This window comes from Curtobacterium sp. LFS079 (assembly GCF_047977865.1).
GTDB lineage: Bacteria > Actinomycetota > Actinomycetes > Actinomycetales > Micrococcaceae > Arthrobacter.
In genome coordinates this window covers 51,765-76,989 of record NZ_JBFPFO010000016.1, presented here as the reverse complement: position 1 = coordinate 76,989, position 25,225 = coordinate 51,765, and the positions used below count along the sequence as shown (strand labels likewise).

At 68.4% G+C, this 25,225-nt stretch carries 19 protein-coding genes; 6 read left to right on the top strand and 13 right to left on the bottom strand.

From position 1 onward, the window contains the following. Positions 1 to 427: 427 nt before the first annotated feature. Positions 428 to 1,738, bottom strand: coding sequence for a tyrosine--tRNA ligase (tyrS, locus tag ACNQPB_RS18800; RefSeq protein ID WP_498753940.1), 1,311 nt, complete (start codon positions 1,736 to 1,738; stop codon positions 428 to 430). 58 nt (positions 1,739 to 1,796) lie between these two features. Further along, positions 1,797 to 4,025, bottom strand: a complete 2,229-nt coding sequence (locus ACNQPB_RS18795; protein WP_498753939.1) for a HelD family protein — start codon at positions 4,023 to 4,025, stop codon at positions 1,797 to 1,799. A gap of 158 nt (positions 4,026 to 4,183) precedes the next feature. Between ACNQPB_RS18795 and ACNQPB_RS18790 the strand changes: the two genes are divergently transcribed. Then, positions 4,184 to 4,816 (top strand): GNAT family N-acetyltransferase, encoded by a 633-nt coding sequence (locus tag ACNQPB_RS18790; RefSeq protein ID WP_498753938.1) that lies wholly within the window; start codon positions 4,184 to 4,186, stop codon positions 4,814 to 4,816. On the opposite strand, the gene ACNQPB_RS18785 is transcribed toward ACNQPB_RS18790, so the two are convergent. Further along, positions 4,813 to 5,478 (bottom strand): DNA-3-methyladenine glycosylase, encoded by a 666-nt coding sequence (locus ACNQPB_RS18785; protein WP_498753937.1) that lies wholly within the window; start codon positions 5,476 to 5,478, stop codon positions 4,813 to 4,815. The two genes, ACNQPB_RS18790 and ACNQPB_RS18785, sit on opposite strands and share 4 nt — an antisense overlap. A 79-nt stretch (positions 5,479 to 5,557) precedes the next feature. On the opposite strand from ACNQPB_RS18785, the gene ACNQPB_RS18780 reads away from it, so the two are divergent. Further along, positions 5,558 to 7,138: a DNA-3-methyladenine glycosylase 2 family protein gene (locus tag ACNQPB_RS18780; protein ID WP_498753936.1), complete on the top strand. Its 1,581-nt coding sequence runs from the start codon at positions 5,558 to 5,560 to the stop codon at positions 7,136 to 7,138. Here the strand turns inward: ACNQPB_RS18780 and ACNQPB_RS18775 are convergent. The 9 genes from ACNQPB_RS18775 to argC all read right to left on the bottom strand — a co-directional run bounded on the left by ACNQPB_RS18775 (position 7,044) and on the right by argC (position 16,562). Next, positions 7,044 to 7,781, bottom strand: a complete 738-nt coding sequence (locus ACNQPB_RS18775) for a maleylpyruvate isomerase family mycothiol-dependent enzyme (protein WP_498753935.1) — start codon at positions 7,779 to 7,781, stop codon at positions 7,044 to 7,046. The genes ACNQPB_RS18780 and ACNQPB_RS18775 overlap by 95 nt on opposite strands. 85 nt (positions 7,782 to 7,866) lie before the next feature. Continuing rightward, positions 7,867 to 9,282, bottom strand: a complete 1,416-nt coding sequence (gene argH, locus ACNQPB_RS18770; protein WP_498753934.1) for an argininosuccinate lyase — start codon at positions 9,280 to 9,282, stop codon at positions 7,867 to 7,869. Next, positions 9,282 to 10,487 (bottom strand): argininosuccinate synthase, encoded by a 1,206-nt coding sequence (locus ACNQPB_RS18765; protein ID WP_498753933.1) that lies wholly within the window; start codon positions 10,485 to 10,487, stop codon positions 9,282 to 9,284. The genes argH and ACNQPB_RS18765 overlap by 1 nt, the downstream gene beginning before the upstream one ends. 131 nt (positions 10,488 to 10,618) lie before the next feature. Then, complete coding sequence (locus ACNQPB_RS18760) at positions 10,619 to 11,149, bottom strand: arginine repressor (RefSeq protein ID WP_498753932.1); 531 nt, start codon at positions 11,147 to 11,149, stop codon at positions 10,619 to 10,621. Then, positions 11,149 to 12,141 carry an ornithine carbamoyltransferase gene (argF, locus tag ACNQPB_RS18755; RefSeq protein WP_498753931.1) on the bottom strand — a complete coding sequence of 331 codons (993 nt, stop codon included), beginning with the start codon at positions 12,139 to 12,141 and terminating at the stop codon, positions 11,149 to 11,151. The genes ACNQPB_RS18760 and argF overlap by 1 nt, the downstream gene beginning before the upstream one ends. After that, complete coding sequence (locus ACNQPB_RS18750; RefSeq protein ID WP_498753930.1) at positions 12,138 to 13,400, bottom strand: acetylornithine transaminase; 1,263 nt, start codon at positions 13,398 to 13,400, stop codon at positions 12,138 to 12,140. The genes argF and ACNQPB_RS18750 overlap by 4 nt, the downstream gene beginning before the upstream one ends. After that, complete coding sequence (gene argB, locus ACNQPB_RS18745; protein ID WP_498753929.1) at positions 13,397 to 14,359, bottom strand: acetylglutamate kinase; 963 nt, start codon at positions 14,357 to 14,359, stop codon at positions 13,397 to 13,399. The genes ACNQPB_RS18750 and argB overlap by 4 nt, the downstream gene beginning before the upstream one ends. Positions 14,360 to 14,367: 8 nt before the next feature. After that, positions 14,368 to 15,534, bottom strand: coding sequence for a bifunctional glutamate N-acetyltransferase/amino-acid acetyltransferase ArgJ (gene argJ / locus ACNQPB_RS18740; protein ID WP_498753928.1), 1,167 nt, complete (start codon positions 15,532 to 15,534; stop codon positions 14,368 to 14,370). After that, a complete protein-coding gene (gene argC / locus ACNQPB_RS18735; RefSeq protein ID WP_498753927.1) occupies positions 15,531 to 16,562 on the bottom strand; it encodes an N-acetyl-gamma-glutamyl-phosphate reductase in 1,032 nt (343 codons plus the stop codon). The genes argJ and argC overlap by 4 nt, the downstream gene beginning before the upstream one ends. A gap of 203 nt (positions 16,563 to 16,765) precedes the next feature. Here argC and ACNQPB_RS18730 point away from each other — a divergent pair, with 203 nt between their 5' ends. The 4 genes from ACNQPB_RS18730 to ACNQPB_RS18715 all read left to right on the top strand — a co-directional run bounded on the left by ACNQPB_RS18730 (position 16,766) and on the right by ACNQPB_RS18715 (position 24,506). Beyond that, positions 16,766 to 17,854, top strand: coding sequence for a fatty acid desaturase family protein (locus ACNQPB_RS18730; protein ID WP_498753926.1), 1,089 nt, complete (start codon positions 16,766 to 16,768; stop codon positions 17,852 to 17,854). Positions 17,855 to 17,983: 129 nt separating this feature from the next. Then, positions 17,984 to 18,949: a quinone oxidoreductase family protein gene (locus ACNQPB_RS18725; protein ID WP_498753925.1), complete on the top strand. Its 966-nt coding sequence runs from the start codon at positions 17,984 to 17,986 to the stop codon at positions 18,947 to 18,949. Positions 18,950 to 19,038: 89 nt separating this feature from the next. Continuing rightward, positions 19,039 to 22,983: a Pls/PosA family non-ribosomal peptide synthetase gene (locus ACNQPB_RS18720; protein ID WP_498753924.1), complete on the top strand. Its 3,945-nt coding sequence runs from the start codon at positions 19,039 to 19,041 to the stop codon at positions 22,981 to 22,983. 155 nt (positions 22,984 to 23,138) lie between these two features. After that, on the top strand, positions 23,139 to 24,506 hold the full coding sequence (locus tag ACNQPB_RS18715) for a M1 family metallopeptidase (RefSeq protein WP_498753923.1): 1,368 nt from the start codon (positions 23,139 to 23,141) through the stop codon (positions 24,504 to 24,506). Between the two features lie 18 nt (positions 24,507 to 24,524). Here ACNQPB_RS18715 and ACNQPB_RS18710 read toward each other — a convergent pair whose 3' ends face one another. Next, positions 24,525 to 25,196 (bottom strand): 4'-phosphopantetheinyl transferase family protein, encoded by a 672-nt coding sequence (locus tag ACNQPB_RS18710; protein ID WP_498753922.1) that lies wholly within the window; start codon positions 25,194 to 25,196, stop codon positions 24,525 to 24,527. Positions 25,197 to 25,225: the final 29 nt, after the last annotated feature.

Genomic DNA, 25,225 nt, shown 5'->3' with positions numbered 1-25,225 from the left:
GCCAAAACCAGGCCACCACACACGGGGGTGCGGGCAACCCGGCAATAACCAATTCAAAAAACAAATCGGTATCAACAAACTTGGCACACTATTGAGTTCTCAAACAACAGAAGCATTCGAATACTTCGCGGAAAATCATTTCCGTTTTTTCTTCGCTGCGATGTTTCAATCTTATTTCATCCGATTTCACTTTGCAAATCCGGGAGTTTCTCCTGAATTCACTTTCGCGAAATCAAATTCCCCCATGGAGACTGCAAATAATCCGATTTCCTGGCATTTGCCGGAGGCGGGTTTTTTACAATCAATGGGAGGCTGTTGCCCCTCAGCGGTGGCAACCCAAGAAACACTACACGCCTCCCCGCGGCTGCGCAAGTCAGCTGCGGAAAGGCGTGCAGTCACCTGCCGGACGGGCCGGCGGGATGCTCGATCAGGCGTTCACTTCCACGGTAGCCAGGTTCTTCTTGCCCCGGCGGAGCAACAGGTAGCGGCCGTGGAGCAGTTCGCCCTGGGCGATGACGGCGTCGGGGTCGGTCACCTTGGTGTTGTTCACATAGGCGCCGCCCTCCCCCACCGTGCGGCGGGCGGCGGACTTGCTGTCGGAGAGGCCGGAGGCGACGAGCAGATCGATGATGCCCAGGCCGCCGGCGTCGACCATTGCGGACGGCAGCTCGGCGGTCGCGGCAGCAAGGGTTGCTTCATCAAGGACGCTGAGGTCTCCGTTGCCGAAGACCGCGGCCGATGCGGCAATGACCTTCTCGGTTGCCTCGACGCCGTGCACCAGGGAGGTGACTTCGTACGCAAGCTTCCGCTGGCCTTCCCGCGCGAAGGGGCGCTCCGCCACGGACTTCTCCAGTTCCTCGATCTCCGCACGGCTGAGGAAGGTGAAGACCTTGAGGCGGTCGACGACGTCGGCATCCGCCGTGTTCAGCCAGAACTGGTAGAACGCGTACGGGCTGCACATTGCGGGGTCCAGCCAGATGGCGTTGCCTTCGCTCTTGCCGAACTTGGTGCCGTCGGCGTTGGTGATCAGCGGCGTGCCCAGGGCGTGCACGCTCTTTCCGTCGACCTTGCGGATGAGCTCGGTGCCGCTGGTCAAGTTGCCCCACTGGTCCGAGCCGCCGGTCTGCAGCACGCAGTCGTAGTCGCGGTTGAGCTGCAGGTAGTCCATGCCTTGCAGGATCTGGTAGCTGAATTCGGTGTAGCTGATGCCTTCGTCGGAGCTCAGGCGGGAGGCCACGGCATCCTTGCGCAGCATGGTGCCCACGCGGAAGTGCTTACCGATTTCGCGCAGGAAGTCGATGGCGCTCAGTGGGGCGGTCCAGTCCAGGTTGTTGACCATGCGGGCCGCGTTGTCACCCTCGAAGCTGAGGAAGCGGCGGACCTGTGCCTGCAGGTAGCCAACCCATTCGGCGACCGTGTCCTTGGTGTTCAAGGTGCGTTCCGCCGTCGGGCGCGGGTCGCCGATCAGGCCGGTGGAGCCGCCCACCAGGCCGAGCGGCTTGTGGCCCGCAAGCTGCAGGCGGCGCATGACCAGGAGCTGCACCAGGTTGCCCAGGTGCAGGGACGGCGCGGTCGGGTCGAAGCCACAGTAATAGGTGATCGGGTCCCCGGAGAGCAGCTTTTCCAGTTCCGCCTCATCGGTGGAAACGTGGACAAGGCCGCGCCATTTGAGCTCCTGCCAGATGTTGGCGAAGCCCGGGTCGTTGTGCTGGGACTCGAGGCTGTTTACGTGTGACACGGCTTCTAAGTTAGCAGGATTGGCGCCCTGTTCCGTTGTCCGCTCCGTTGTCCGCGCCCTAGCGTTCGATTCCGGCCGGCAGCGGCGCCGAGGTGATGAGCCGCAGTCGCTGCGTCGGGCGGGTCATCGCGACGTAGAGGTCGCCCACCTTTCCGTGCTCGTGGTTGAGCATGGCCGCCGGTTCCAGGACCACGACGCCGTCGAATTCCAGGCCCTTGGCCTCCTTCGGGCTGATCACCACGATGTCTTGTTCGTAGCTGCCGGCACCGTTTCCCACCCGGTGGCCGTAGGCCCCGCGCAGGGCTGAGGCTGCCGCGGGGAGCAGGGCGCCGTCGGCAATCACGGCGAGCAGGCCGCCGTCGAGCACGTCCAGTTCCTCAGGAAGCACCTCGATGAGGCGGGCGACAAGCCCGTCGGCAGCCACGCGGTCCACGAGCGGGTTCCAGCGGCCTTCCCGAACGGCCTTGGGGGCCGAGACAACGAGGCCGGCGCGGTTGGCCATCCGGACGGCGGCCTCGGCGATCTGCGAAGGCGTGCGGTAGTTGACCGTGAGCTCTTCCAGCTGCCAGCGGTCACCGAACGACGGCGCGAGGGCGCTGTGCCAGGAATTGGCACCTGCCGCGGCGCTCGTCTGGGCGATGTCGCCGACGATCGTGAAGGACTTCAGCGGGCAGCGGCGGACCAGGAGGCGCCACTGCATGGGCGACAGTTCCTGCGCTTCATCCACAACAATGTGCCCAAAGGCCCAGGTGCGGTCGCTGACGGCGCGTTCGGCGGCGGTGAGCCGGGTTTCGCGTTCCTGGTTCTGTTCGGCGAGTTCCTCCGCGGTCATGAGGACGTTGACCCCCATGGCTTCCATGTTCGCCAGGGTCTGCTTGGCGTTGGCGAGGTCGCGGGCACGGTCCTGCTCCTGCTGGGCCAGTCCGCGGCCGGCCGCGGCATCCAGTTCACCAAGGAGCTCGGCGGCTTCGTCGAGCAGCGGGACGTCGGCTTCGGTCCACGGGGCGCCGGCCGGCCGGAGCAGCAGGGCGCGCTGTTCCGGGGTGAGGTCCGGAGTGCACGCTTCGAGGATGGCGGGCTTGCTGAAGAGCTCGGAGATCAGCTTCTCCGGAGTCATCGGCATCCAGCACAGGTTCAGGGCGATGCGGACATCGCGGGCGGTGCGGACGTCTTCGGCCAGGTAGGCACGGTCGGCGTTGTTGCCGAGGTTCGCCGCCTCCACCATGTCCGTGAGCTGTTCGGTGAGCTCCCGGAGCAGGATCTTCACGAACGTCACCCGGGCCTCGTTATGCGGCTTGCCGGTGGCGCGGGCCCGTTCCCGGGCACGCCTGACCTGCCTGACCGTGAGCTTGAGCTTGCGGGAATCGACCTCGAGGATCCGGTCCTCGGCGGGGGTGCGCTGGCGGTTCGCGACGGCGTTCGCCACGACCGCGGCCATGTCCAGGCTGCCCTTCAGCGCGGCGACGGCGGGGTCCTCTTCGGGGACGGCGCTGATGCCGGGCATGAGCTTGCCGAGGCTGGTCATGACGACGCCGGTCTCGCCGAGGGACGGCAGCACGCGTTCGATGTAGTGCATGAAGGACGACGACGGGCCCACCAGCAGTACGCCGGCGGACTTCAGGCGGTCCCGGTGGGTGTAGAGCAGGTACGCGGCGCGGTGCAGCGCGACGGCGGTCTTGCCGGTTCCGGGACCGCCCTGCACGACCAGGGCGCCGGACATGGCGGAGCGGATGATGCGGTCCTGCTCGGCCTGGATGGTTCCGACGATGTCCGACATGCGGCCGGTGCGCTTGGAGTTCAGGGCCGCCAGCAGCGCGCCCTCCCCCTGCATGGATTCGCGGCCGTCAAGCATGGTGGTGTCCAGGACATCGTCCTCGATCGCCTTGACCTCGCGGCCCTGCAGGATCAGGTGCCTGCGGCGGCGGACGCCCTGCCGGTCGAAGGCGGTGGCCTGGTAGAAATGGCCGGCTTCGGGGGCACGCCAGTCGACCATGAGCCGCTGCAGGTCCGCCGTCGACAGGCCAATGCGTCCGATGTATTGCGCTTCGCCCGAATCGAGATCGAGGCGGCCGAACACGAGGCGTTCGTCGACGGCGTCGAGCTGGGCCAGGCGGTCCTCGTACAGTGCCGCGAAGGCGTCGCGTTCGGACACGTTCTGCATGGTGCCCACCGCGCCGGCGCGGCGGACCTGGGCGAGCTGGCTCCGTTTCTCTTCCCGCAGCTCGTCCAGCCGTGCGTAAAGCCCGGCCACGTACTCGCGTTCGTGGAGCAAATCAGCGTCGTGCATCGAAACGTTCCCCTATCGGAAATGACGGACCGTCCATTCTACAGCGCTTTTCCGCAACGCGCGTGAAACGCTCCACCTGCCGGGGTGTCATGAAAAATTCACCCTCCGATAACCCCTGGAGCATTCCCGGGAGCCGCGGCTGCTGCTTAGATGCTGCAATGCAGCACGATGTGGCTCTTGGCCGGCACGGAATCAGCCTGGTTCCGCTTGCCCCCGCGCACGCCCGCGCACTCTTCGATTTCGTCGACGCCGGCATGTGGTCCGGCATGGCGGCCAGTCAACCGCTGAGCTCCGGGGAGCTCGAGGCGCTTTTCGCTTCCCGCATCGCCGACCCCGCGGTGATCGCCTTCGCCGTGGTTGAACAACGGACGGGTGCCATGCTGGGCACCACGTCGCTCTGCGACTACGACCCGCGGCAACAGCGCCTGGAAATCGGCGGGACGTTCTACGGGCGCCCGTTCTGGGGAAGCCACGTCAACCCGGCGGCCAAGCAGTTGCTGCTGTCCTACGCCTTCGACGTCCTGGGCGTGCACCGGGTGGGGTTCCGCTGCGATGCCCGGAACACCCGCAGCGCGGCGGCGATCCGGCGGCTTGGGGCCAGCTATGAAGGCACCCTGCGCGGGCACCGTTTCGCGCCCGACGGCGGCCGCTGCGACACTGACGTGTATTCGATCCTCAGCCACGAGTGGCCGCCTCTGCGCGAAGTCCTGCTGGACCGGTTGATGCCCTTCGAGCAGCCGGCGCAGCTGCCGCCGGCCCCGGCAGCCGGTTCCTGTTTGCTCGCGGGCTAGGGGTCCTTCCGGGCTGCATTGCGCGCCTTGCGCACAGCCGCCTTGTACTTTGACACTGTCGGGTCCCCCGTGAGCCAGAAGCGCCACGGATAGTCGTGGGTTCCGCCGTCGCCGGCAACACCCACCCGCGGCCCGCTGGCAACCAGCTCCGGCGGAACCGGCGTCGCGGGCAGAAGCAGCCCGTATGGGGCCGCCAGCGCATCCTTGCCGCTGTCCGCCGTCGTCAGTCCCAGCACGGTGGCCAGGCGGGCAGGTCCGCTGGCCAGGTCCTTGTCCGAGCGGGACGCCGGGCGGCGGGACCGTGCGAGCTCCAGGCCCTCCACCACTTCCCCGGCGCGGAGCAGCAGCGCGGAGGCAACGCCGTCGGGCCCGCAGACGATGTTGGCGCAGTAATGCATGCCGTAGGTGAAATAGACGTAGAGATGCCCCGCGGGGCCGAACATCGGCGCATTCCTCGGCGTCCGGCCGCGGAATGTGTGCGAGCCGGGATCCGGGTGGTGGGAGTCGTGCGGGCCAAGGTACGCCTCGACCTCGGTCAGGCGGACCGAGACGGTGCCCTGCCCGGAGCGGTGGCTGAGCACGGCGCCGAGCATCCACGGAGCCACCTCGCGCGGGTCCGCGGACAGCAAATCCCGGATTCCGGGAGCCTCCTGCGCGCTCATGTGCCGACCCTAACAGAGCCGTTGCGGCCGTGTCCGATTTCCGCTAGCAAGCCGGGCTGCGGGCTGGCAGCATGGAGCCATGGACTTCTGGCAGCGCTACCGGGCCATCGATGCGCGGGACACCCGCTTCGATGGCCAGTTCGTCACCGCCGTGCGTTCCACGGGCATCTACTGCAGGCCTTCATGTCCGGCGCGCACACCCAAGGCCTCCAACGTGACCTTCTTCGAAACCTCGGCCGCAGCGCATGAAGCCGGTTACCGGGCGTGCAAGCGCTGCCTGCCCGAAGCCGTGCCCGGGACGCCGGCATGGAACCTGCGTTCCGACGTGGCAGGGCGGGCGATGCGGCTGATCAACGACGGCGTGGTGTCCCGGGCCGGCGTCGAGGGACTGGCCCGGCAGCTGGGCTACTCGGCCCGGCAGCTGAACAGGATCCTCAGCGAGGAGCTCGGCGCCGGGCCGCTCTCCCTGGCCCGGGCCAGCCGGGCGCAGACCGCCAGGACCCTATTGGTGTCCACGGACATGCTGCTCTCCGACGTCGCGTTCGCCGCCGGCTTCAACAGCGTCCGCCAGTTCAACGACACCATCAGTGAGGTCTTCGCGCTGACGCCAAGCGCCCTGCGCGCCGCGGCCCGCCGCACTCTTGCAAACGCGGGAACCGCACGATCCGCGCTGACCGTAAAACTGCCCTTCCGCGAACCGTTCGATCCCGGGATCTTCACGTTCCTGGCCGTCCGCGCGGTGCCGGGAATCGAGGACGCCGAAGCCGGCGACGGCGGCGTGTACAGCTATGCGCGCACGCTGCGGCTCCCGCGCTCGGCCGCGCGGTTCCGGGTGGAGTACGACGCCGGCAACCCCGGTTCCAAGGCACTGACCCTTTCCGTCAGCAGCATCGACCTGCACGACCTGCCGGTCCTGTTGAGCCGCGTGCGCCGGCTGTTCGACCTTGACGCCGATCCCCTGGCCGTAGACGAGGTGCTGGCCCGCGATCCACGGCTCGGCTCCTCGGTCCAGGAGACTCCCGGCATCCGGCTGCCGGGAGCAGTGGACCCCGGGGAACTCCTGATCCGGGCGATGATCGGCCAGCAGATCACGGTGGCGGCCGCCCGGACGGCGCTGACCGGCCTGGCTGCGGCGGGCACGGCACTTCCGGAACGAGCCGGGCCCGCTGAAGACGCCGGCCTCGACCGGCTTTTCCCGACGCCGCAGCAGATCGCCGACGCGGGCGGGGAACTGCTGCGCGGGCCGCGCCGCCGCATCGACTCTGTGCTCGCCGCGGCCCGCTCGATGGCTTCCGGGGAATTGGACTTCGGCTACGGCGACGACCGCCGGACGCTGGCCGCGAAGCTCCTGCCGCTGCCCGGCGTCGGGCCCTGGACGGTGGGCTATGTTTCGATGCGGGTGCCCGGGGAGCCGGACGTGCTGCTGGCCAATGACGCCGCAGTCCGGAACGGACTGAAGGCCCTGCCGGACGGGGCCGGGCTTCCTGCGGATTTCGGAAACGTCAGCCCCTGGCGTTCCTACGCCACCATGCACCTGTGGCGGGCGGCGGCGGCGCCGAAGGCGCCTACTTCGCCGAAGGTGCGCCGGCCGGCCATGGCAGCAGCTCCGGCAACTCCACGCCGTCGGCCGCCTCGGATGCCCGCAAGCTCGCGAGGGTAGGAGTCCGGCCGGCAAGCCAGGCCGCGATATCCGTGATCATGCCGTTGACGGCGATGGAACGCGCCCCGCTGCCGATGGTCCGTTGGGGCAACCCCAGGGGCTGCAGGACCAGCTTGATTCCTTCCGGCACGCGGGCGGCGAGGAATGCGAAGAGGTGCTCGCAGAACAGGCGGCTCCAGGTTTCGGACCCGATGCCGAGGCCGAGGTCGCCGGTGTGGATGGTGAGTTCGCGCCAGAGTGCCAGGCCGCCGTCGTACACGGTCCCGTCGCGATAGCTGATGGGCGCGGACCAGCCGCTGTCATCCAACCCGTCGAAAGCCGCCAGGACGCGGGAAATGGCTTCCGCTACGGATTTCCGGTGCTCGGCGGAACTGTGGCCGGCGGCCAGCTCTATCGCCTTGGTGCGTCCCTCGTAGCCGCCGTCGTACAGCTCGATGCGTTCGCCGCGGGCCGCGTACTCCAGCTGGCGGGCCATCGCGTTGGCGATGCCGGCCAGGTGCGCAAGCACATGCCCGCGGCTCCAGCCGGGCAGTTCGGACGGGGCGGTGACGGCGGAGTCGTCGACGGTGGCGACAACGGACGTGGCGGTGACGGCAGCTTTGTGAAGCTCTGCCAGGAGAACCTGCGGCGTGATCTCGGTCATGCGGCCATGGTATCGGAAGAGTTAAGCGCCGTTAACGCAGAACGGGCGGCACTCCACCGCAGTGGAGCGCCGCCCGTCCGGTACATCAGACCGCGTAGTCGCGGACTCCCTGGAGCTCGGCCTCGAGGGCCTGCAGCTGCCGTTCGACGGCGGCCGGTGCCGTGCCGCCCTGGGAGTTGCGGCTGTTGAGCGAACCCTCCGTCGACAGCACCGTGCGGACCTCCGGCGTCAGGTGCTCCGAGATGGCGGCGTATTCCTCGTCCGTCAGGTCCCAGAGCTCGACGTCGCGGCTTTCGGCCTGCTTGACGGCGGCACCGGAGAGCTCGTGCGCCTCCCGGAACGGCACGCCCTGGCGGACCAGCCATTCGGCGATGTCCGTGGCCAGCGCGAAGCCCTGCGGAGCCAGGGACTCCATCCGTTCGCTGTTGAACTTCAGCGTGGCGATCATGCCGGACACGGCCGGGAGCAGCAGCTCCAGGGTGTCGGCGGCGTCGAACACCGGTTCCTTGTCCTCCTGCAGGTCGCGGTTGTACGCGAGCGGCAGGCCCTTGAGCGTTGCCAGCAGGCCGGACAGGTTGCCGATGAGGCGCCCCGCCTTGCCGCGGGCGAGCTCGGCGACGTCCGGGTTCTTCTTCTGCGGCATGATCGAAGACCCCGTGGAGTACGAATCATGCAAGGTGACGAAGGAGAACTCCTTGGTGGCCCAGAGGATGACTTCCTCGGAGATCCGGGACAGGTCCACGCCGATCATGGAGCAGATCCAGGCGAACTCGGCGAAGACATCGCGGGAGGCGGTGCCGTCGATCGAATTGTGCACGGCGGAGTAGAAGCCCAGGTCCGCCGCGACGGCCTCCGGGTCCAGGCCCAGCGAGGACCCGGCCAGGGCGCCGGAGCCGTACGGCGAGACGCCGGCCCGCTTGTCCCAGTCCTGGAGGCGCTGCACATCGCGCAGCAGCGCCCAGGCGTGGGCCAGCAGGTGGTGGCTCAGCAGGACCGGCTGGGCGTGCTGCAGGTGGGTGCGGCCCGGCATGGCCACGCCGTGGTGGGCCTTGGCCTGCTCCACGAGCGCGTCCACGGTGTCCAGCACGCCGCGGGCGATCAGCCGGGCGTGGTCTCGCAGGAACATGCGGCCGAGGGTGGCCACCTGGTCGTTGCGGGACCGGCCGGCGCGCAGCTTGCCGCCGAGCTGGGTCCCGGCACGCTCGATGAGGCCGCGTTCCAGGGAGCCGTGCACGTCCTCGTCCGATTCGGCGGGCAGGTAGGCACCGCTTGCGACGTCCTCGTCCAGCTGGGTCAGGGCCGCGAGCATGCCTTCGAGTTCGGCGTCGTCCAGCAACCCGGCCTTGTGCAGCACGCGGGCGTGCGCCTTGGACCCGGCGATGTCATAGCGGGCCAGCCGCCAGTCGAAATGCGTGGACTTGCTCAACGCGGCGAGGGCATCCGCGGGGCCGCCGGCGAAGCGGCCGCCCCACAGAGCACCTTCGTTTGTAGCCGAGGTCATTACTGGCCCTGGACGCGGAGGTCGCGGCCCGAGGCCACCTTGGAGGACATGCCCCACAGCTCGATGAAGCCGCGGGCCATCGACTGGTCGAAGGTGTCGCCGGTGTCGTAGGTGGCCAGGTCGAAGTCGTACAGCGAGGTGTCCGAGCGGCGGCCGTTGACGATGGCCTGGCCACCGTGCAGCACCATGCGGATGTCGCCGGAAACGTACTTCTGGGTGTCCTCGATGAAGGCATCCAGGGAGCGCTTGAGCGGGGAGAACCACTGGCCGTCGTAGACCAGTTCGGCCCAGCGCTGGCCGACGGTGGCCTTGAAGCGGGCCTGCTCGCGCTCGATGGTGACGTCCTCGAGGTGCTTGTGGGCCGTGATCAGCGCCATGGCACCCGGGGCTTCGTAGATTTCGCGGGACTTGATGCCCACCAGGCGGTCCTCGACGACGTCGATGCGGCCCACGCCTTGCGCGCCGGCACGGCGGTTCAGTTCCTGGATGACCTGCAGCGGGGTGTGCTTGACGCCATCGATGGCCACCGGGATGCCGGCTTCGAAGGAAATGGTGACCTCATCCGGGGCCGGCGGGAATTCCGGCGTCGCGGTGTAGTCGTAGATGTCCTTGGTGGGGGCGTTCCAGATGTCCTCGAGGTAGCCGGTTTCGACGGCGCGGCCCCAGACGTTCTGGTCGATCGAGTACGGGTTCTTCTTGGTGGTCTCGATCGGCAGGCCCTTTTCCTCGGCGAAGGCGATGGCCTTGTCGCGGGTGAGGGCGAGGTCGCGGACCGGGGCGATGCACTTCAGGTCCGGGCCGAGGGTCTGGATGCCGACCTCGAAGCGGACCTGGTCGTTGCCCTTGCCGGTGCAGCCGTGGGCAACGGTGGTGGCACCGAATTCGCGGGCGGCCTTGACCAGGTGCTTGACGATGACCGGGCGGGAGATCGCGGAAACCAGCGGGTAATGACCCTGGTAGAGTGCGTTGGCCTTCAGCGTGGGCATGGCGTATTCGTTGGCGAACTCGTCGCGGGCGTCGGCCACGTAGGCTTCGACGGCGCCGCAGCCGAGGGCACGCTGGCGGATGGTCTCCAGGGACTCGCCGCCCTGTCCGACGTCGACGGCGACGGCGATGACCTCGGCACCGGTGGCTTCACCGATCCAGCCGATGGCTACGGACGTATCGAGGCCACCGGAGTAGGCCAGAACAATGCGCTCAGTCACGAGAGTGCTCCTTTGGGACAGATCATGTTGATTGTGAATGACTATACAGTGTTATGCGTATTTATACATATCGCGCCAACTGACTCGCAGATGTGGCCGTTTTGGGGGCCCAAAACGGCCTTGACTGCGAGCTAGTTGGGGTTCGACTCCGCCATCGCGAGGAACCGGGCCGCCAGTTCCTCCCCGCCATGGGGATCACGTGCCACCAGCAGCACGGTATCGTCCCCGGCAATTGTGCCCAGAATCGAGGGCATCACGGAATGGTCGATGGCCAAGGCCAGGAAATTGGCCGCGCCGGGCGGAGTCCTGAGGACCACCAGGTTCGCGGAGGCCTCGGCAGTGACCAGCAGTTCGCCGCAAAGCTTTTCCAACCGGGCGTCCAGGATTTCCTGGCCGACGCCGCTGGTGGCCGCCCGGTCCCCGCCCTCGCCGGGCACGGCATAGACCAGCACGCCCTCGCTGCCGCGCACACGCACGGCACCGATTTCCACGAGGTCCCGCGACAGGGTCGCCTGGGTGACCTGCACGCCGTCGTCCGCCAGACGGGCGGCAAGCTCGGCCTGCGAGCGGACGCGCTCACCGCGCAGGATCGCGGTGATCCGCGCCTGCCGGGCGGTCTTGGTGGCCGGGCTGCTGCCCGGCGTCGGCGGCTGTGCGGTCACTAGAACGTGCTCTCGCCGGTTCCTTCGACGGGAGCAAGGCCGTCGACAAAGGCAAGTCCCGAGCGGTGCATCAGCCAGGCCATGAGCGCCTTCTGGGCGTGCAGGCGGTTTTCGGCCTCGTCCCAGACAATCGACTGCGGCCCGTCGATGACGCCCGCGGAGATTTCGTAGCCGCGGTAGGCCGGCAGGCAGTGCAGCACGACGGCGTCCGGCGCCGCCTGCGCCATGGCCGCCTCGTCCACCGAGTAGTCGCGGAAGAGCTGCATCCGGGCTTCCTTTTCGGCTTCCTGGCCCATGGATACCCAGGTGTCGGTGGCGACGACGTCGGCTCCCTTGAGAGCTTCCGCGGCGTCGGTGGTGATGAGCACCGAGCCGCCGGTTTCCGCGGCACGGGCCTCGGCCGCGGTCACGATGTCCGCAGCGGGCAGGTAGCCGTCAGGGCCGCTGATCCGCACGTGCATACCCGCGGTGACGCCGGCCAGCAGGTAGGAGTTGGCCATGTTGTTGGCGGCATCGCCCAGGTACGCCATGGTGAGGCCCTTGAGTTCGCCCTTGTGTTCCTTGACCGTGAGGAGGTCGGCCAGCAGCTGGCAGGGGTGGTAGTCGTCGCACAGGGCGTTGATGACCGGCACCTTGGAATTTTCGGCCATGGCCACCAGGCCGGCGTGGGCGCCCGTGCGCCAGACGATGGTGGAGACCATGCGTTCGAGGACCTTGGCGGTGTCCTCGACGGACTCCTTGTGGCCGATCTGCGCCTCGCCCGGGTTGATGATGAGGGCGGTGCCGCCCATGTCCGCCACGCCGGTGGCGAAGGAAACGCGGGTGCGGGTGGAGGTCTTGTCGAAGATCACGGCGACCGTCTTGCGGCCGCTGCCTTCGGCGGCGTAGGGCTGCACGCTGTACGGGGCGGCCTTCATGCGAACGGCGAGTTCCAGCACCTCGGCCTGTTCGGCCGGGGTGAGGTCCGTGTCCTTGAGGAAGTGGCGGGTCATTTGGCGTCCTTGGCGGTCTGGGAAGCAGCGGTCTGGAGAAGTTCGGGCAGGGCAGCCAGGAAACGACTGGCCTGTTCGGTGCTCAAGATGAGCGGCGGTGCCAGGCGGATCGTGCGCGGGCCGGGGCTGTTGACGATGAATCCGGCGTCGAGCCCGGCCTGCACAACGGCGGGTGCGACGTCGGCGTCCAGGTCGAAGCCGATCAGGAGGCCTTCGCCGCGGACTTCCGTGACGCCGTCGACGGCGTCCAGGCCTTCCCGCAGGAGGGCACCCACGGTGCGTACGTTCTCCAGTACGCCCTGGTTTTCGATCGCGTGCAGGGTGGCGAGAGCGGCAGCGGTGGCCACCGGGTTGCCGCCGAAGGTGGTGCCGTGCTGGCCGGGGGACAGCAGCGACGACGCCGCCTCGCCGAAGGTGATGAGTGCACCGACCGGGAAGCCCCCGCCCAGGCCCTTGGCCAGGGTGATGGCGTCCGGGACGATTCCGGCGTCCTCGCTGGCGAGCCACTTGCCGGTGCGGCCGATGCCGGTCTGCACTTCGTCCAGGATGAGCAGCGCTCCCGCAGCCGTGCAGGCTTCCCGCGCGGCCTGCAGGTATTCGGTGCCGAGCGGGCGGACGCCGGCCTCGCCCTGGATGGGTTCCAGGAACACTGCGGCGGTGGTGTCGTCGACGGCGGCACGCAGGGCCTCGATGTCGCCGAACGGGATGTGGACCACGCCGCCGGGCAGCGGTTCGAACGGGGTCCGGTAGGATTCCTTGGCGGTCAGCGCCAGGGCGCCCATGGTGCGGCCGTGGAAGGCACCCTCGAGGGCGACGATCTTTGTCCGCTTGCCGGACGGTCCGTCGCTGTTGCGGCGGGCCAGCTTGAAGGCCGCTTCATTGGCTTCGGTGCCGGAGTTGGCGAAGAAAACCTTCGACCCGGCCGGAGCCTTGGCCAAGGCGAGGAGCTTCTCGGCGAGCGCGATCTGGGTGGGGCTGGTGAAGAAGTTGGAGACGTGGCCCAGGGTGGCCAGCTGGCTCGCGATCACGGAGGTGACGAAGGGGTGCGCGTGGCCCAGGGCGTTGACGGCGATGCCGCCCAGCAAGTCCAGGTATTCCTTGCCGTCGGCATCCCACACAAGGCACCCGGCACCGCGCACGAGCACCCTTTGCGGCGTGCCGAAGACGCCCATGAGGGATGAGGAGTAACGGGCCAGCCACTCGGATCCCGCGTGGCTTTCGACCAGTTCCGTCACGGACGACTTTTCAATGGTGTTCATGCGTTCACTTCCTCGTCGGGGACGACCTGGGTTCCGATGCCCGCGGTCGTGAAGGTTTCCAGCAGCATGGAGTGCGGCAGCCGCCCGTCCACGATGTGAGCCTGTACCACGCCTTCGTCGATCGCTTTGAGGCAGGCAGCCATCTTCGGGATCATGCCGGACTCCAGCCGCGGCAGCATTTCCCGCAGTTCGGAGGCGGTCAGCGAGGAAATCAGCGAAGACTTGTCCGGCCAGTTGGCGTAGAGGCCTTCGACGTCGGTCAGGATCACCAGTTTGGAGGCACCCAGGGCGGAGGCGACGGCGGCCGCGGCGGTGTCCGCGTTCACGTTCAGCACCTGCCCGGTGGTCTGCCAGGAACCCGCTCCGGAGAGCGCGCCCTCGCCGTCGTCGGTGATTTCCGGGGCGACCGTGGAGATCACGGGGATCCGGCCGGCATCGAGGATGTCCCGGATGCCCGTGGGGTCGACGCCCACCACCTCGCCCACCAGGCCGAGGTCCACCTCCTCGCCGTCCACCACTGTCCCGGTGCGTACGGCGCGCAGCAGCCCGCCGTCTTCACCGGACATGCCGACGGCGTACGGGCCGTGCGAGTTGATCAGGCCCACCAGTTCGCGGCCCACCTGGCCGGTGAGGACCATGCGGACCACATCCATGGCCTCGGGCGTGGTGACGCGCAGCCCGCCCTTGAACTCGGATTCGATGCCGAGCCGGCCCAGCATGGAGTTGATCTGCGGGCCGCCGCCGTGCACCACCACGGGGTGGATGCCCACGTGGTGCAGGAACACGATGTCCTCGGCGAAGGCGCGGCGCAGCTCATCGTTGACCATGGCGTTGCCGCCGTACTTGATGACCATGGTGGTTCCGGCGAAGCGCTGGATCCAGGGCAGGGCCTCGATCAGGGTTGCCGCCTTGTCCTGGGCGGCGGCCATGGAGGTGGTCTCGCGGGTGTGGGCCGTCATCGTCATCCCTAGCTCGAGTACGCGCTGTTCTCGTGCACGTACTCGTGCGTGAGGTCGTTGGTCCAGATAGTGGCCTCCGCGTCGCCTGCCTGCAGATCGATCTCCACGCGCACTTCGCGAGGTTCGAGGTCCACGAGGTTGCGGTCCTCGCCGATGCCGCCGTTGCGGCAGATCTGCACGCCGTTGATGGCCACGTTGAGCTGGTCCGCCTCGAACACGGCGTCAGTGGTGCCGACCGCGGAGAGGACACGGCCCCAGTTAGGGTCCTTGCCGAAGATCGCGGTCTTGAAGAGGTTGGAACGGGCCACGGCGCGGCTGACCACTTCGGCGTCGCGTTCGCTGGCGGCGTTGAAGGTGCGGATGGCGATGTCGTGGCTGGCGCCCTCGGCGTCGCCGATCAGCATGCGGGCCAGTTCCGCGCTCACCTGGGTGAGGCCGGCGCCCAGCTGCTCGGCGGAGGGAACGGCGTCGGAGGCGCCCGAGGCGAGCAGCACCACGGTGTCGTTGGTGGACATGCAGCCGTCCGAGTCCGCACGGTCGAAGGTGACGCGCGTGGCGTCGCGCAGGACGACGTCGAGCAGTTCCGCGGGGACCTGCGCGTCGGTGGTGAGCACCACGAGCATGGTGGCCAGGCCGGGGGCCAGCATGCCGGCGCCCTTGGCGATGCCGCCGATGGTGAATTCGCGGCCTTCGGAATCGGTGCCGGTGAACACTGCCTCCTTGGAAACGGTGTCCGTGGTCATGATCGCCGTGGCAGCGGCAGTTCCGCCGTCTTCGGACAGTTCCGCGGCGGCGGCTTCGACGCCGGGCAGGAGCTTATCCATGGGCAGCTGTTCGCCGATGAGGCCGGTGGAACAGACCACGACGTCGGAGGCGGAGATGCCGAGCAGTCCGGCGACCTTCTCCGCGGTGGCGTGGGTGTTCTGGAACCCCTGGGGGCCGGTGCAGGCGTTGGCCCCGCCGGAGTTCAGGACGACGGCGTCGACCCGCCCGTCGGAGACGACCTGGCGGGACCAGTGCACGGGGGCGGCTGCCACGCGGTTGGAGGTGAAGACGGCGGCGGCGGCCTTGAGCGGGCCGTCGTTGACCACGAGGGCCAGGTCCGGGTTGCCGGAGGCCTTGATTCCGGCTTTCACGCCGGCGGCGCGGAATCCCTTGGGTGCGGTGATCGTCACGGTGCGACTCCTTGCAGGTTGAGGCCGGCGTTTTCGTCCAGGCCGAGGGCGATGTTCATGGACTGCACGGCACCGCCGGCGGTTCCCTTGGTGAGGTTGTCGATGGCGCTCGTGACGATCACGCGGCCTGTGTGGCTGTCGAAGGCCAGCTGCATGACGGCGTGGTTGGAGCCCTGCACCGACTTGGTGGCGGGCCACTGGCCTTCCGGCAGCAGGTGGACGAATGGCTCGTCGTCGTAGGCTTCGGTCCACGCCTGGCGGAGCTCGGCGGCGGTGACGCCGGAGGGGACCTTCGCGGTGGCTGTGGTGAGGATGCCGCGGCTCATCGGGGCGAGGGTAGGCGTGAAGGACACCGTGACCTGCTCGCCCGCCGCGTTGGACAGGCCCTGTTCGATTTCGGGGGTGTGGCGGTGCCCGCCGCCCACGCCGTAGGGGCTCATGGAACCCATCACTTCGGAGCCGATGAGGTTGACCTTGGCGGCCTTGCCGGCGCCGGAGGTGCCGGAGGCCGAGACGATCACGACGTCGTCGGGCAGCAGGAGCTTGTTGGCGAAACCGGGCGTGAGGGCCAGCAGGGCCGAGGTCGGGTAGCAGCCGGGGACGGCGATGCGCTTGGCGCCCTTGAGCTTCTCGCGCTGGCCGGGCAGTTCAGGGAGGCCGTACGGCCAGGTGCCGGCATGGGCCGAGCCGTAGAACTTTTCCCAGGCGGCGGGGTCCTCGAGGCGGTGGTCGGCACCGGCGTCGATCACCACGGTGCCTTCGGGCAGCTGGGCCGCGATCTCCGCGGACGCGCCGTGCGGCAGTGCCAGGAACACGACGTCATGGCCGGAGAGGTTTTCCACCGAGGTGTCTTCGAGAATCCGGCTGGCCAAACCGTGGAGATGCGGCTGCAACTCCCCTAGTCTGGAACCGGCGTTGCTGTGCGCCGTGATGGCGCCAATGGTGACGTTGGGGTGGCCCGCCAGGATGCGCAGCACTTCCCCGCCGGCGTAACCGCTGGCCCCGGAAACGGCAACAGAAATAGTCATGGCAACACTGTACAGCAAAACTATGCATGGTTGCCGATATTTATGCATGCCTGATTTCGCCCGGATTCCGCCCGGACTCTCCCGCTGCATGCCGGGGCGGGGCCTTGCATGCGGAGCGTATGCTGAGTAAAGGGTGATCCAGACCGTGCAGTCCGAACGTCGGGTGCAGCGTTGCCCGTTAGCGATACGGGGCACAAGCACATATGTCACCCACATCCACCGCTGAGCGCCCGAAAACACGCGCCATCCAGCCCAACCCCATGGTCCGCAGCTATTCCGAGCTGCTCAAGAGCGTCCGCGCCGCAGGCCTCCTGGAACGCCGCCGCGGTTTCTACATCTGGGTCTTCGCAGCACTCATGGCCCTGATGGCCGCCACTTGGCTGGGATTCGCCCTCATCGGCGATTCCTGGTATCAGCTGCTCATCGCGGCCGGAGTCGGCGTCTTCTGCACCCAGTTGAGCTTCCTGGCGCACGAGGCCGGCCACAAGCAGATCTTCACTTCCCGCCGGGCCAACGACTGGTCGGCAAGGCTCCTGGCCACCGGGATCGCCGGGATCAGCTATTCCTGGTGGGAACAGAAACACGGTGCCCATCACAACCACCCGAATGTCATCTCCAAGGATCCGGACATCAAGAACAATGCCCTGGTGTTCCATCCTGAAGCCGCTGCCGCCAGGAGGGGCCTCCCGGCCTTTCTGACCCGCAAACAGGGCTGGTTCTTTTTCCCCTTGCTCGGCCTGCTGGGGATCAGCCTGCAGTTCGACTCGCTGCGCTTCGTCCTTGGCCGCGGCAGCGTCCGCCACCGCTGGGTGGAAACACCTATCCTGCTGGCCCGCCTGCTTGCCCTTCCCGTGCTGGCCTTCACCTTCCTTCCGCTGGGGATGGCCCTGGCATTCCTGGCCGTACAGATCGTGGTTTACGGGTTTTACATGGGCGCCTCTTTCGCCCCGAACCACAAAGGCATGCCCGTACTGCCTGCGGACAGCCGGGTGGACTTCCTGAGCCGGCAGGTCCTGACCTCCCGGAACATCTCCGGCGGCCCGTTCATGGACTTCCTGCTCGGCGGACTCAACCGCCAAGTGGAACACCACCTCTTCCCGGACATGGCGCGCCCGCAACTCCACCGGGCCACGGCAATCGTGCGCAGCTTCTGCGCCACCCACTCGATTCCCTACACCGAGACCACCCTCATGCAGTCGTACGGAATCGTGGTCCGCTACCTCAACGAAGTAGGCCTTTCGGCAGGGCGCGGCTTCGACTGCCCCGTCGCTTCCGTGCACGGGCGCCGCTGATCGGAGGGTCGCCCGAGTTGCTTCCTTGCCGCCCGGTCAGACGGCCCTGCCGTGACTTCCCAGACTCCCTCCCTAGGATGGGTTAGGTGGACCGGGCGCGGAAAGACCTGCCCGGAGCAAAGGAGAGCCATGACGCACGCCATCATTGCCCGGCAACCCGGAGGACCCGAAGTACTGGAATACCGTGAGGCGGAGGTTCCCGTTCCCGCAGCCGGACAGCTTCTGATCAAGGTGGCCGCCACGGGCGTCAACTTCATCGAAACGTACCAGCGCAGCGGCATGTACAAGGTGGCTTTCCCCTTCGTCCCCGGCGCGGAATGCTCCGGCACGGTCGAGGCGGTGGGCGACGGCGTCGAACTCTTCAGCGTCGGCGACCGGGTGGCCACGGCGGAAGGTGCCCGCAGCTATGCCGGATACACCATCATCGATGAGCAGAAGGCCCTGCCGGTTCCGGACGGCGTCGACGATTTCACTGCGGCCGCCCTGCCGCTGCAGGGCATGACCGCCCACTACCTGATGAACTCCTCCTTCCGGGTGGAGCCGGGCCAGACGGTGCTCGCCCACGCAGGCGCCGGCGGCGTGGGCCTTATCCTGACCCAGCTGCTGAAGGCGCGCGGTGCCCGGGTCATCACCACGGTGTCCACCGACGAAAAGGAAGCGCTGTCCCGCGAGGCAGGCGCCGACGTCGTGCTCCGCTACGACCGCTTCGCCCAAAAGGTCCGCGAGCTGACCGACGGCGAAGGCGTGCACGCCGTGTTCGACGGCGTCGGCAAGGACACGTTCGACGCCTCGCTGGAGAGCCTGCGCGTCCGCGGGTCGATGGTCCTTTACGGCGCCGCGTCCGGTCCCGTTCCGCCGGTGGACCCGCAGCGGCTGAACGCCGGCGGCTCGCTCAGCCTCACCCGCCCCACCCTGGGCCATTTCCTGCAGAACGCGCAGGAACGCCACTGGCGCTCGGCCGAAATCTTCGACGCCGCCGCCAAGGGCGCGCTCAAAGTCCGGATCGGCGCCCGCTATCCGCTGCCTGAGGCCGCCCAGGCGCACCGCGACCTCGAAGCCCGCAAGACCACCGGCAAGGTGCTGCTGGTTCCCTAGTCGGGCCGCCGTACCGCAGTGTGACGACACGGTTACACCGAAGCACTTTGTGACACCATTTGTTCACCTTGATCGGCAAGGATCTTGCGGTGACACAGGAGCAATACATCGAGACCCCGGACCCGGGCATCACAGGCGGCGCCTACCTGCCGCAGTTTCCCGGTGCTGCCGCGGCACCGCCGCAACGCACTCTGGTGGACATCCTTGAAGACACTGCGCAGCGTTTCCCCGAGGCCTCGGCGCTGGATGACGGCAAGTCGCTGAGCTACACGGAACTCCTCGCGGTGGTCCGCTCCTTCGCACAAACCCTCCACCGCCACGGCCTTGGCCCCGGTGACAAGATCGGCGTCCGGATCCCTTCGGGCAGCAACGATCTCTACGTGGCGATCCTCGGCATCCTGCTCGCGGGAGCCGCCTACGTCCCGGTGGACGCAGACGACCCCGAGGAGCGCGCCCGCCTGGTCTTCGGCGAGGCCCGGGTGGCGGGCATCGTGACGGCAGGCCTGGCCGTTCAGGTCCGCGGCGAGCGCCCGGCCCCTTTCCCGGCGCCGCGCAGGCCCGGCCTTGATGACGACTCCTGGGTCATTTTCACCTCAGGTTCCACCGGCACGCCCAAGGGCGTGGCCGTGCAGCACCGTTCCTCCGCGGCCTTCGTGGACGCCGAAGCGCGGCTTTTCCTGCAGGAGGACCCGATCGGGCCGCAGGACCGCGTGCTCGCGGGACTGTCCGTGGCCTTTGACGCCTCCTGCGAGGAAATGTGGCTGGCCTGGCGGCACGGAGCCTGCCTGGTCCCGGCGCCCCGCGCCCTCGTCCGTTCCGGCATGGACCTCGGCCCCTGGCTGATCAACCACGGCATCTCCGTGGTCTCCACCGTGCCCACCCTCGCCGCGCTCTGGCCCGCCGAAGCCTTGGAGAATGTCCGTCTCCTGATCTTCGGCGGTGAAGCATGCCCGCCGGAACTCGCCGAACGCCTGGCCGTGGACGGCCGCGAGGTCTGGAACACCTACGGACCCACCGAAGCGACGGTGGTTGCCTGCGCCGCTCCCCTCGGCGGACCCGGCCCCGTGCGGATCGGGCTGCCGCTGGACGGCTGGGACCTCGCCGTCGTCGACCCTTCCGGCATTCCGGTGCCCGAGGGCGAAACCGGCGAACTGATCATTGGCGGCGTCGGGCTGGCCCGCTACCTGGACCCGGCCAAGGACGCCGAGAAGTACGCGCCGATGCCGACCCTGGGCTGGAACCGCGCCTACCGTTCGGGCGACCTGGTGCGCTACGAACGCGAGGGCCTGATCTTCCAGGGCCGCGCCGACGAGCAGGTGAAACTGGGCGGACGCCGGATCGAACTCGGCGAGGTCGATGCCGCCCTGCAGGCGCTGCCGGGCATTGCCGGGGCAGCCGCCGCAGTGCGGACGACGGCGGCCGGGAACCAGATCCTGGTGGGGTACCTCGCGCCCGTGGAGGCAGCGGAGCCGGACCTCGCGCTGGCCCGCACCCTGCTGATGGAAAGCCTTCCCGCCGCCCTGGTTCCGCTGCTGGCGGTGGTGGATTCCCTTCCAACGAAGACCAGCGGCAAAGTTGACCGGCTTGCCCTCCCCTGGCCCCTTCCCGGCGCCTCGGCCGCGGACGCTGAAAAAGCACCGCTGAACCTTCCCGAAGATGCCGCCTGGATCGCGGAGCAGTGGGAGTCCGTCCTGGGCTCCCCCGTGACGTCGCTCGACGCCGACTTCTTCGCCTACGGCGGCGGCTCCCTGGCCGCGGCCCAGCTCGTCTCGGCCCTGCGCGTCCGCTACCCCACCATCACGGTGGCCGAAATCTATGCGACGCCGCGTGTCGGCGCCCTCGTCGAAGTGGCCCGGCAGTCGCTGCCCGACGGCGGCATGCCGGCTCCCGCCGTCGAGCGCCCCGTGCGTCCCACCGCGCTGAAATCGCAGCTGTTCCAGACGCTGATGGGCATCGTGCTCCACATCCTCACCGGCATGCGCTGGCTGACGTACCTGATGGCCGCGAACCGGCTGCTGGCCGACCTGGCCGGCTTCTCGGCGGCGCCCGTGGTGTCCTGGTGGTGGATCCTCGCATCCTGGCTGGTGTTCGTCAGCCCGCTCGGACGCATGGCGATCGCCGTGGTAGCGGCCCGGTTCCTGCTGAGGGGGGTCCGGCCAGGCAGCTACCCGCGCGCAGGGAAGGTGCACCTGCGGCTGTGGCTGGCCGAACAGGTCCAGGACCTGGCCGGAGCCATCAGCCTGGCGAGCGCTCCCTGGGTGCCCTACTACGCCCGGGCCCTCGGCGCGAAGATCGGGAACAACGTGCACCTGCACTCCCTGCCTCCCGTCACCGGCATGCTGACTTTGGGCAGTGGCAGCAACATCGAGCCCGAGGTGGACCTGTCCGGGTGGTGGGTTGACGGCGATTCGGTGCACATCGGCGAAATCCGTGTCGGAGCCGGCGCCACGGTGGGGGCCCGTAGCACCCTGATGCCCGGCACGAGCATCGGAGCCGGCGCCAGGGTGGAGGCCGGGTCCGCGGTGCTCGGCAAGGTGAAGGCCGGCCATCTGGTGGCCGGCTCCCCCGCCGAACGCCGCGGCAAGGCGAAGTACGACTGGCCCGAGGTCCCCGCTTCTTCCGGCTGGACCCACCGGCTCTGGTTCGCCGCGTTTGCGGGGGCCTCCGCGCTGCTTGCCCTGATCCCCTATGCCTCGGCGTTGGTTGGCGCCCTGGTGTTGCTGGCCTTCGTCCGCGGCAAGCCGTCCCTGCAGTCGGCCCTTCCCGAGGTGCTGCTTTCGGTGCCGTTCGCCGCCCTGGCCTGGTTCCTCTGCAACCTTCTGCTGGTCCTCGCCGTGACGCGGCTGCTCGGCCTTGGCCTCAAGGAGGGGTACTACAGGGTCAACAGCCGGGCCGGCTGGCAGGTCTGGGCCACTGAACGTGTGCTGGACCTGGCCAGGGACCTGCTGTTCCCGATCTATGCCAGCCTGTTCACCCCGTTGTGGCTGCGCCTGCTTGGGGCCACCGTGGGCAAGAACGTCGAGGCGTCCACCGTGCTGCTGCTGCCGAGGATGACGACGATCGGCGACGGCGCGTTCCTGGCCGACGACACAATGGTGGCCTCCTACGAACTGGGCGGCGGCTGGATCAAGATCGGCCCGGCCAAGATCGGCAAACGATCCTTCCTCGGAAACTCCGGAATGACGGCCGCCGGCCGCAGCGTGCCCAAGAACTCCCTGGTGGCCGTGCTGTCCGCCACCCCGGCGAAGGCGAAGTCCGGCACCTCGTGGCTGGGAAGTCCGCCGGTCCGGCTGCGGCGCACGGTGGTAGACGCCGACAAGAGCCTCACCTTCAACCCTTCGGCCGCCCTGAAGACCCGGCGCGGGCTGTGGGAACTCTGCCGCCTGCTGCCGGTCATGCTGACGGCGGGGATCGCCGTCGTGATCATGCTGGCGTTCGACTGGATCGCCTCCGGCACGTCCTACTGGGTTGCCGCCCTGCTGGGCGGAGTTGTGATGCTGCTCGCCGGTGCAGTGGCCGCGCTCAGCTCCGTCGCGGCGAAATGGCTGCTGGTGGGCCGGATCACGGCCGGCGAGCATCCCCTCTGGAGTGCGTTCATCTGGCGCAACGAGGTGGTGGACACTTTCATCGAAATGGTCAGTGCACCGTGGTTCGCCCGTGCCGCCGCAGGGACGCCCGCCCTGGTGTGGTGGCTGCGCGGCCTCGGCGCGAAGATCGGGCGCGGCACCTGGTGCGAAAGCTACTGGCTTCCCGAGGCCGACCTGGTAAGCCTCGGCAGGAGCTCCACGGTGAACCGGGGCTGCGTGGTGCAGACCCACCTGTTCCACGACCGCATCATGGCGATCGACACGGTCGTCCTCGACGACGGCGCCACCATGGGACCGCACGGCGTCATCCTCCCCCAGGCCAGCATCGGCAGCGGCGGAACCGTGGGGCCGGCGTCGTTGGTGATGCGCGGCGAGGCCGTCCCGGCGGGGACTTACTGGATGGGCAACCCCGTCAGCCCCTGGGCCGGACCAAACGATGGGCTGTGAACACAGTGCGTGAACAGTTCCCAATGATCCCGGTGCCGTAACGTAGATTGGCAGGAAGCCGCCCCGGCGGCACGTCAGTGAGACCGGCACGGCAGTGAGACCGGCACAGCAACGAGACCGGCACAGCAGCGAACCCCGGAGGCAGGCAGAACACGATGAGTCGCAGCGAGACAGTCCCCGGCCCGGACGCAGCGACGGACCGCTACACCCTGCAGCACGGAAGCCTGGCTTTCCGGGTGGAACGCTACGAACTCGACCTGGAGTGCGCCCTGGGCAGCAACCGGCTCAGCGGGAGGGCCGTGCTGCGTTGCGTTGCCCTGGCGGAGACGCAGCAGATCATGCTGGACCTGGTGGGGCTCAGGGCCTCGAAGGTGCTGGTGGACGGGAAGAAGGTGCCCAGGTTCGGCGCCCGGGGCGAGCACCTGGTCATCACGGCCAAGGAGCGCCTGAGCCCCGGCCAGTCCTTCACCGTGGAGGTGCGCTACGAGGGCAATCCGCAGCCCCGGCGCGGGCTCTGGGGCGAGGTCGGCTGGGAGGAACTGGAAGACGGCGTCCTGGTCGCCGGGCAGCCTAACGGCGCCGCGTCCTGGTTCCCGTGCAACGACCACCCGCGGCACAAGTCGAGCTACCTGATCAGCGTGACCACGGATGCCAACTACCGTGCCATCTGCAACGGGCGGCTTATCTCGCACAGCCGCAAGTCCAGCCGCGAAACCTGGGTGTACGAACAACTCGAGCCGATGCCGAGCTACCTGGCCACGGTGCAGATCGGACGCTATGAGTTGCTGCCCCTCACTCCGGACTCCGGACACCCGCACCACGCCGACGCGCCCCGGCCCGCCGCAGTGCCGCAGTACGTCGCTGCCACCCGGGCCATGGCCGCCGACGCCCGGGAGGGCCTGGCCCGGCAGCCGGACATGATGCGCACTTTCGTGGATTGTTTCGGCCCTTACCCGTTCCAGGAGTACACGGCGGTGGCCACCGAGGACCATCTCGAAATCCCGCTGGAGGCCCAGACGCTCTCGATCTTCGGCCGCAACCACCTGGGCCAGGACTGGGAGTCGCAGCGGTTGATCGCCCATGAGCTCTCCCACCAGTGGTTCGGGAACTCATTGACCGTGTCCTCCTGGAAAGACATCTGGCTGCACGAGGGTTTCGCCTGCTACGCGGAATGGATCTGGTCCGAGGAGTCCAGGGTGATGCCCCTGGCCGCGCGGGCGGCGGCGGCGTGGCGGAAGCTCGCCCTCGAACCCCAGGATCTGCTGGTGGGCGACCCCGGTCCCAGGCTCATGTTCGATGACCGCGTCTACAAGCGCGGCGCCCTGGCCCTGCACGCGGTGCGGACCGCCTGCGGGGACGAAGCGTTCTTCGGCTTGCTCCGGCGGTGGACCGCGGCCTTCAAGCACGGCTCGGTGTCCACCGCGGATTTCGTGGCCACTGCAGACAGCTGCGTGCCCGGTTTGGACTGCGCTTCCGTGCTGGAGCCGTGGCTCTACCGCAAAGCCCTGCCGCTGCTTCCCTGAATGGCTCCCTGAACGCCGCTAGGCGAAGGCGACGGCGGCAACCAGGTTTGCGGGCACCGGCGCCGCCAGTTCGATGCATGGGTCCGTTCCGTCCAGCGCGAGGTCCGCCAGGCCGGGCAGTTCCAGGGCGTCCAAGCCGGCAGGATCCCGCCGCAGGCCCTCGCCGCTGCGCTTCAACCAGGCTTCCTTGCGTGCCCACAGCCGCGCCCGTCCCCGGTTGCGGTCCTGCTCAGGCAGCCCCTGCACCCAGCTTCGTTCCGGGCTCCCCAGTGCCACTGCGTCGAATCCACCGAACGCAACCTTGGTGAAGTCTTCCAGGTCCACCCCCAGCCGCACGCCCGGTTCCGGATGCACGACGCCGGCCAGCAGCACCCTGCCCGCCGCCCGGGAGGCGCTGAGCAGCAGCGGTGCGGGGCCGCCGTCGAGCGTGAAGGCCGGGCGGCCGTGGCCGGCATCCGGTCCGCACAGCGGACAGTCATACCGCGGTTCCAGCCGGGCGGGGTCCACCTCGAGGAGCCCGGCGGCGAAGACCAGCAGGGCGGCGCGCCCGGCCAGGAACTCCGCCCTGTCCGGCTCATGCGCGAAGGCGGCGGCCCGCTCCCCGGCGGCTCCGCGCAGCACCGAAGCCATGACGGCGGAAGGCGCCGCCACGGCGTCGAGCACCTCCAGCCGCAGGTTCAGCCTGTCCATGTCCATCCCGTCACGCAAAAGCCCCTTGG

What these genes read in the sequence shown, in the direction of transcription:
- ACNQPB_RS18795 (WP_498753939.1), bottom strand. Translation starts at nt 4,025, where the DNA reads ATGCACGACGCTGATTTGCTCCACGAACGCGAGTACGTGGCCGGGCTT.
- ACNQPB_RS18790 (WP_498753938.1), top strand. Translation starts at nt 4,184, where the DNA reads ATGCAGCACGATGTGGCTCTTGGCCGGCACGGAATCAGCCTGGTTCCG.
- ACNQPB_RS18785 (WP_498753937.1), bottom strand. Translation starts at nt 5,478, where the DNA reads ATGAGCGCGCAGGAGGCTCCCGGAATCCGGGATTTGCTGTCCGCGGAC.
- ACNQPB_RS18780 (WP_498753936.1), top strand. Translation starts at nt 5,558, where the DNA reads ATGGACTTCTGGCAGCGCTACCGGGCCATCGATGCGCGGGACACCCGC.
- ACNQPB_RS18775 (WP_498753935.1), bottom strand. Translation starts at nt 7,781, where the DNA reads ATGACCGAGATCACGCCGCAGGTTCTCCTGGCAGAGCTTCACAAAGCT.
- argH (WP_498753934.1), bottom strand. Translation starts at nt 9,282, where the DNA reads ATGACCTCGGCTACAAACGAAGGTGCTCTGTGGGGCGGCCGCTTCGCC.
- argF (WP_498753931.1), bottom strand. Translation starts at nt 12,141, where the DNA reads ATGACCCGCCACTTCCTCAAGGACACGGACCTCACCCCGGCCGAACAG.
- ACNQPB_RS18750 (WP_498753930.1), bottom strand. Translation starts at nt 13,400, where the DNA reads ATGAACACCATTGAAAAGTCGTCCGTGACGGAACTGGTCGAAAGCCAC.
- argB (WP_498753929.1), bottom strand. Translation starts at nt 14,359, where the DNA reads ATGACGGCCCACACCCGCGAGACCACCTCCATGGCCGCCGCCCAGGAC.
- argC (WP_498753927.1), bottom strand. Translation starts at nt 16,562, where the DNA reads ATGACTATTTCTGTTGCCGTTTCCGGGGCCAGCGGTTACGCCGGCGGG.
- ACNQPB_RS18730 (WP_498753926.1), top strand. Translation starts at nt 16,766, where the DNA reads ATGTCACCCACATCCACCGCTGAGCGCCCGAAAACACGCGCCATCCAG.
- ACNQPB_RS18725 (WP_498753925.1), top strand. Translation starts at nt 17,984, where the DNA reads ATGACGCACGCCATCATTGCCCGGCAACCCGGAGGACCCGAAGTACTG.
- ACNQPB_RS18715 (WP_498753923.1), top strand. Translation starts at nt 23,139, where the DNA reads ATGAGTCGCAGCGAGACAGTCCCCGGCCCGGACGCAGCGACGGACCGC.
- ACNQPB_RS18710 (WP_498753922.1), bottom strand. Translation starts at nt 25,196, where the DNA reads ATGGACAGGCTGAACCTGCGGCTGGAGGTGCTCGACGCCGTGGCGGCG.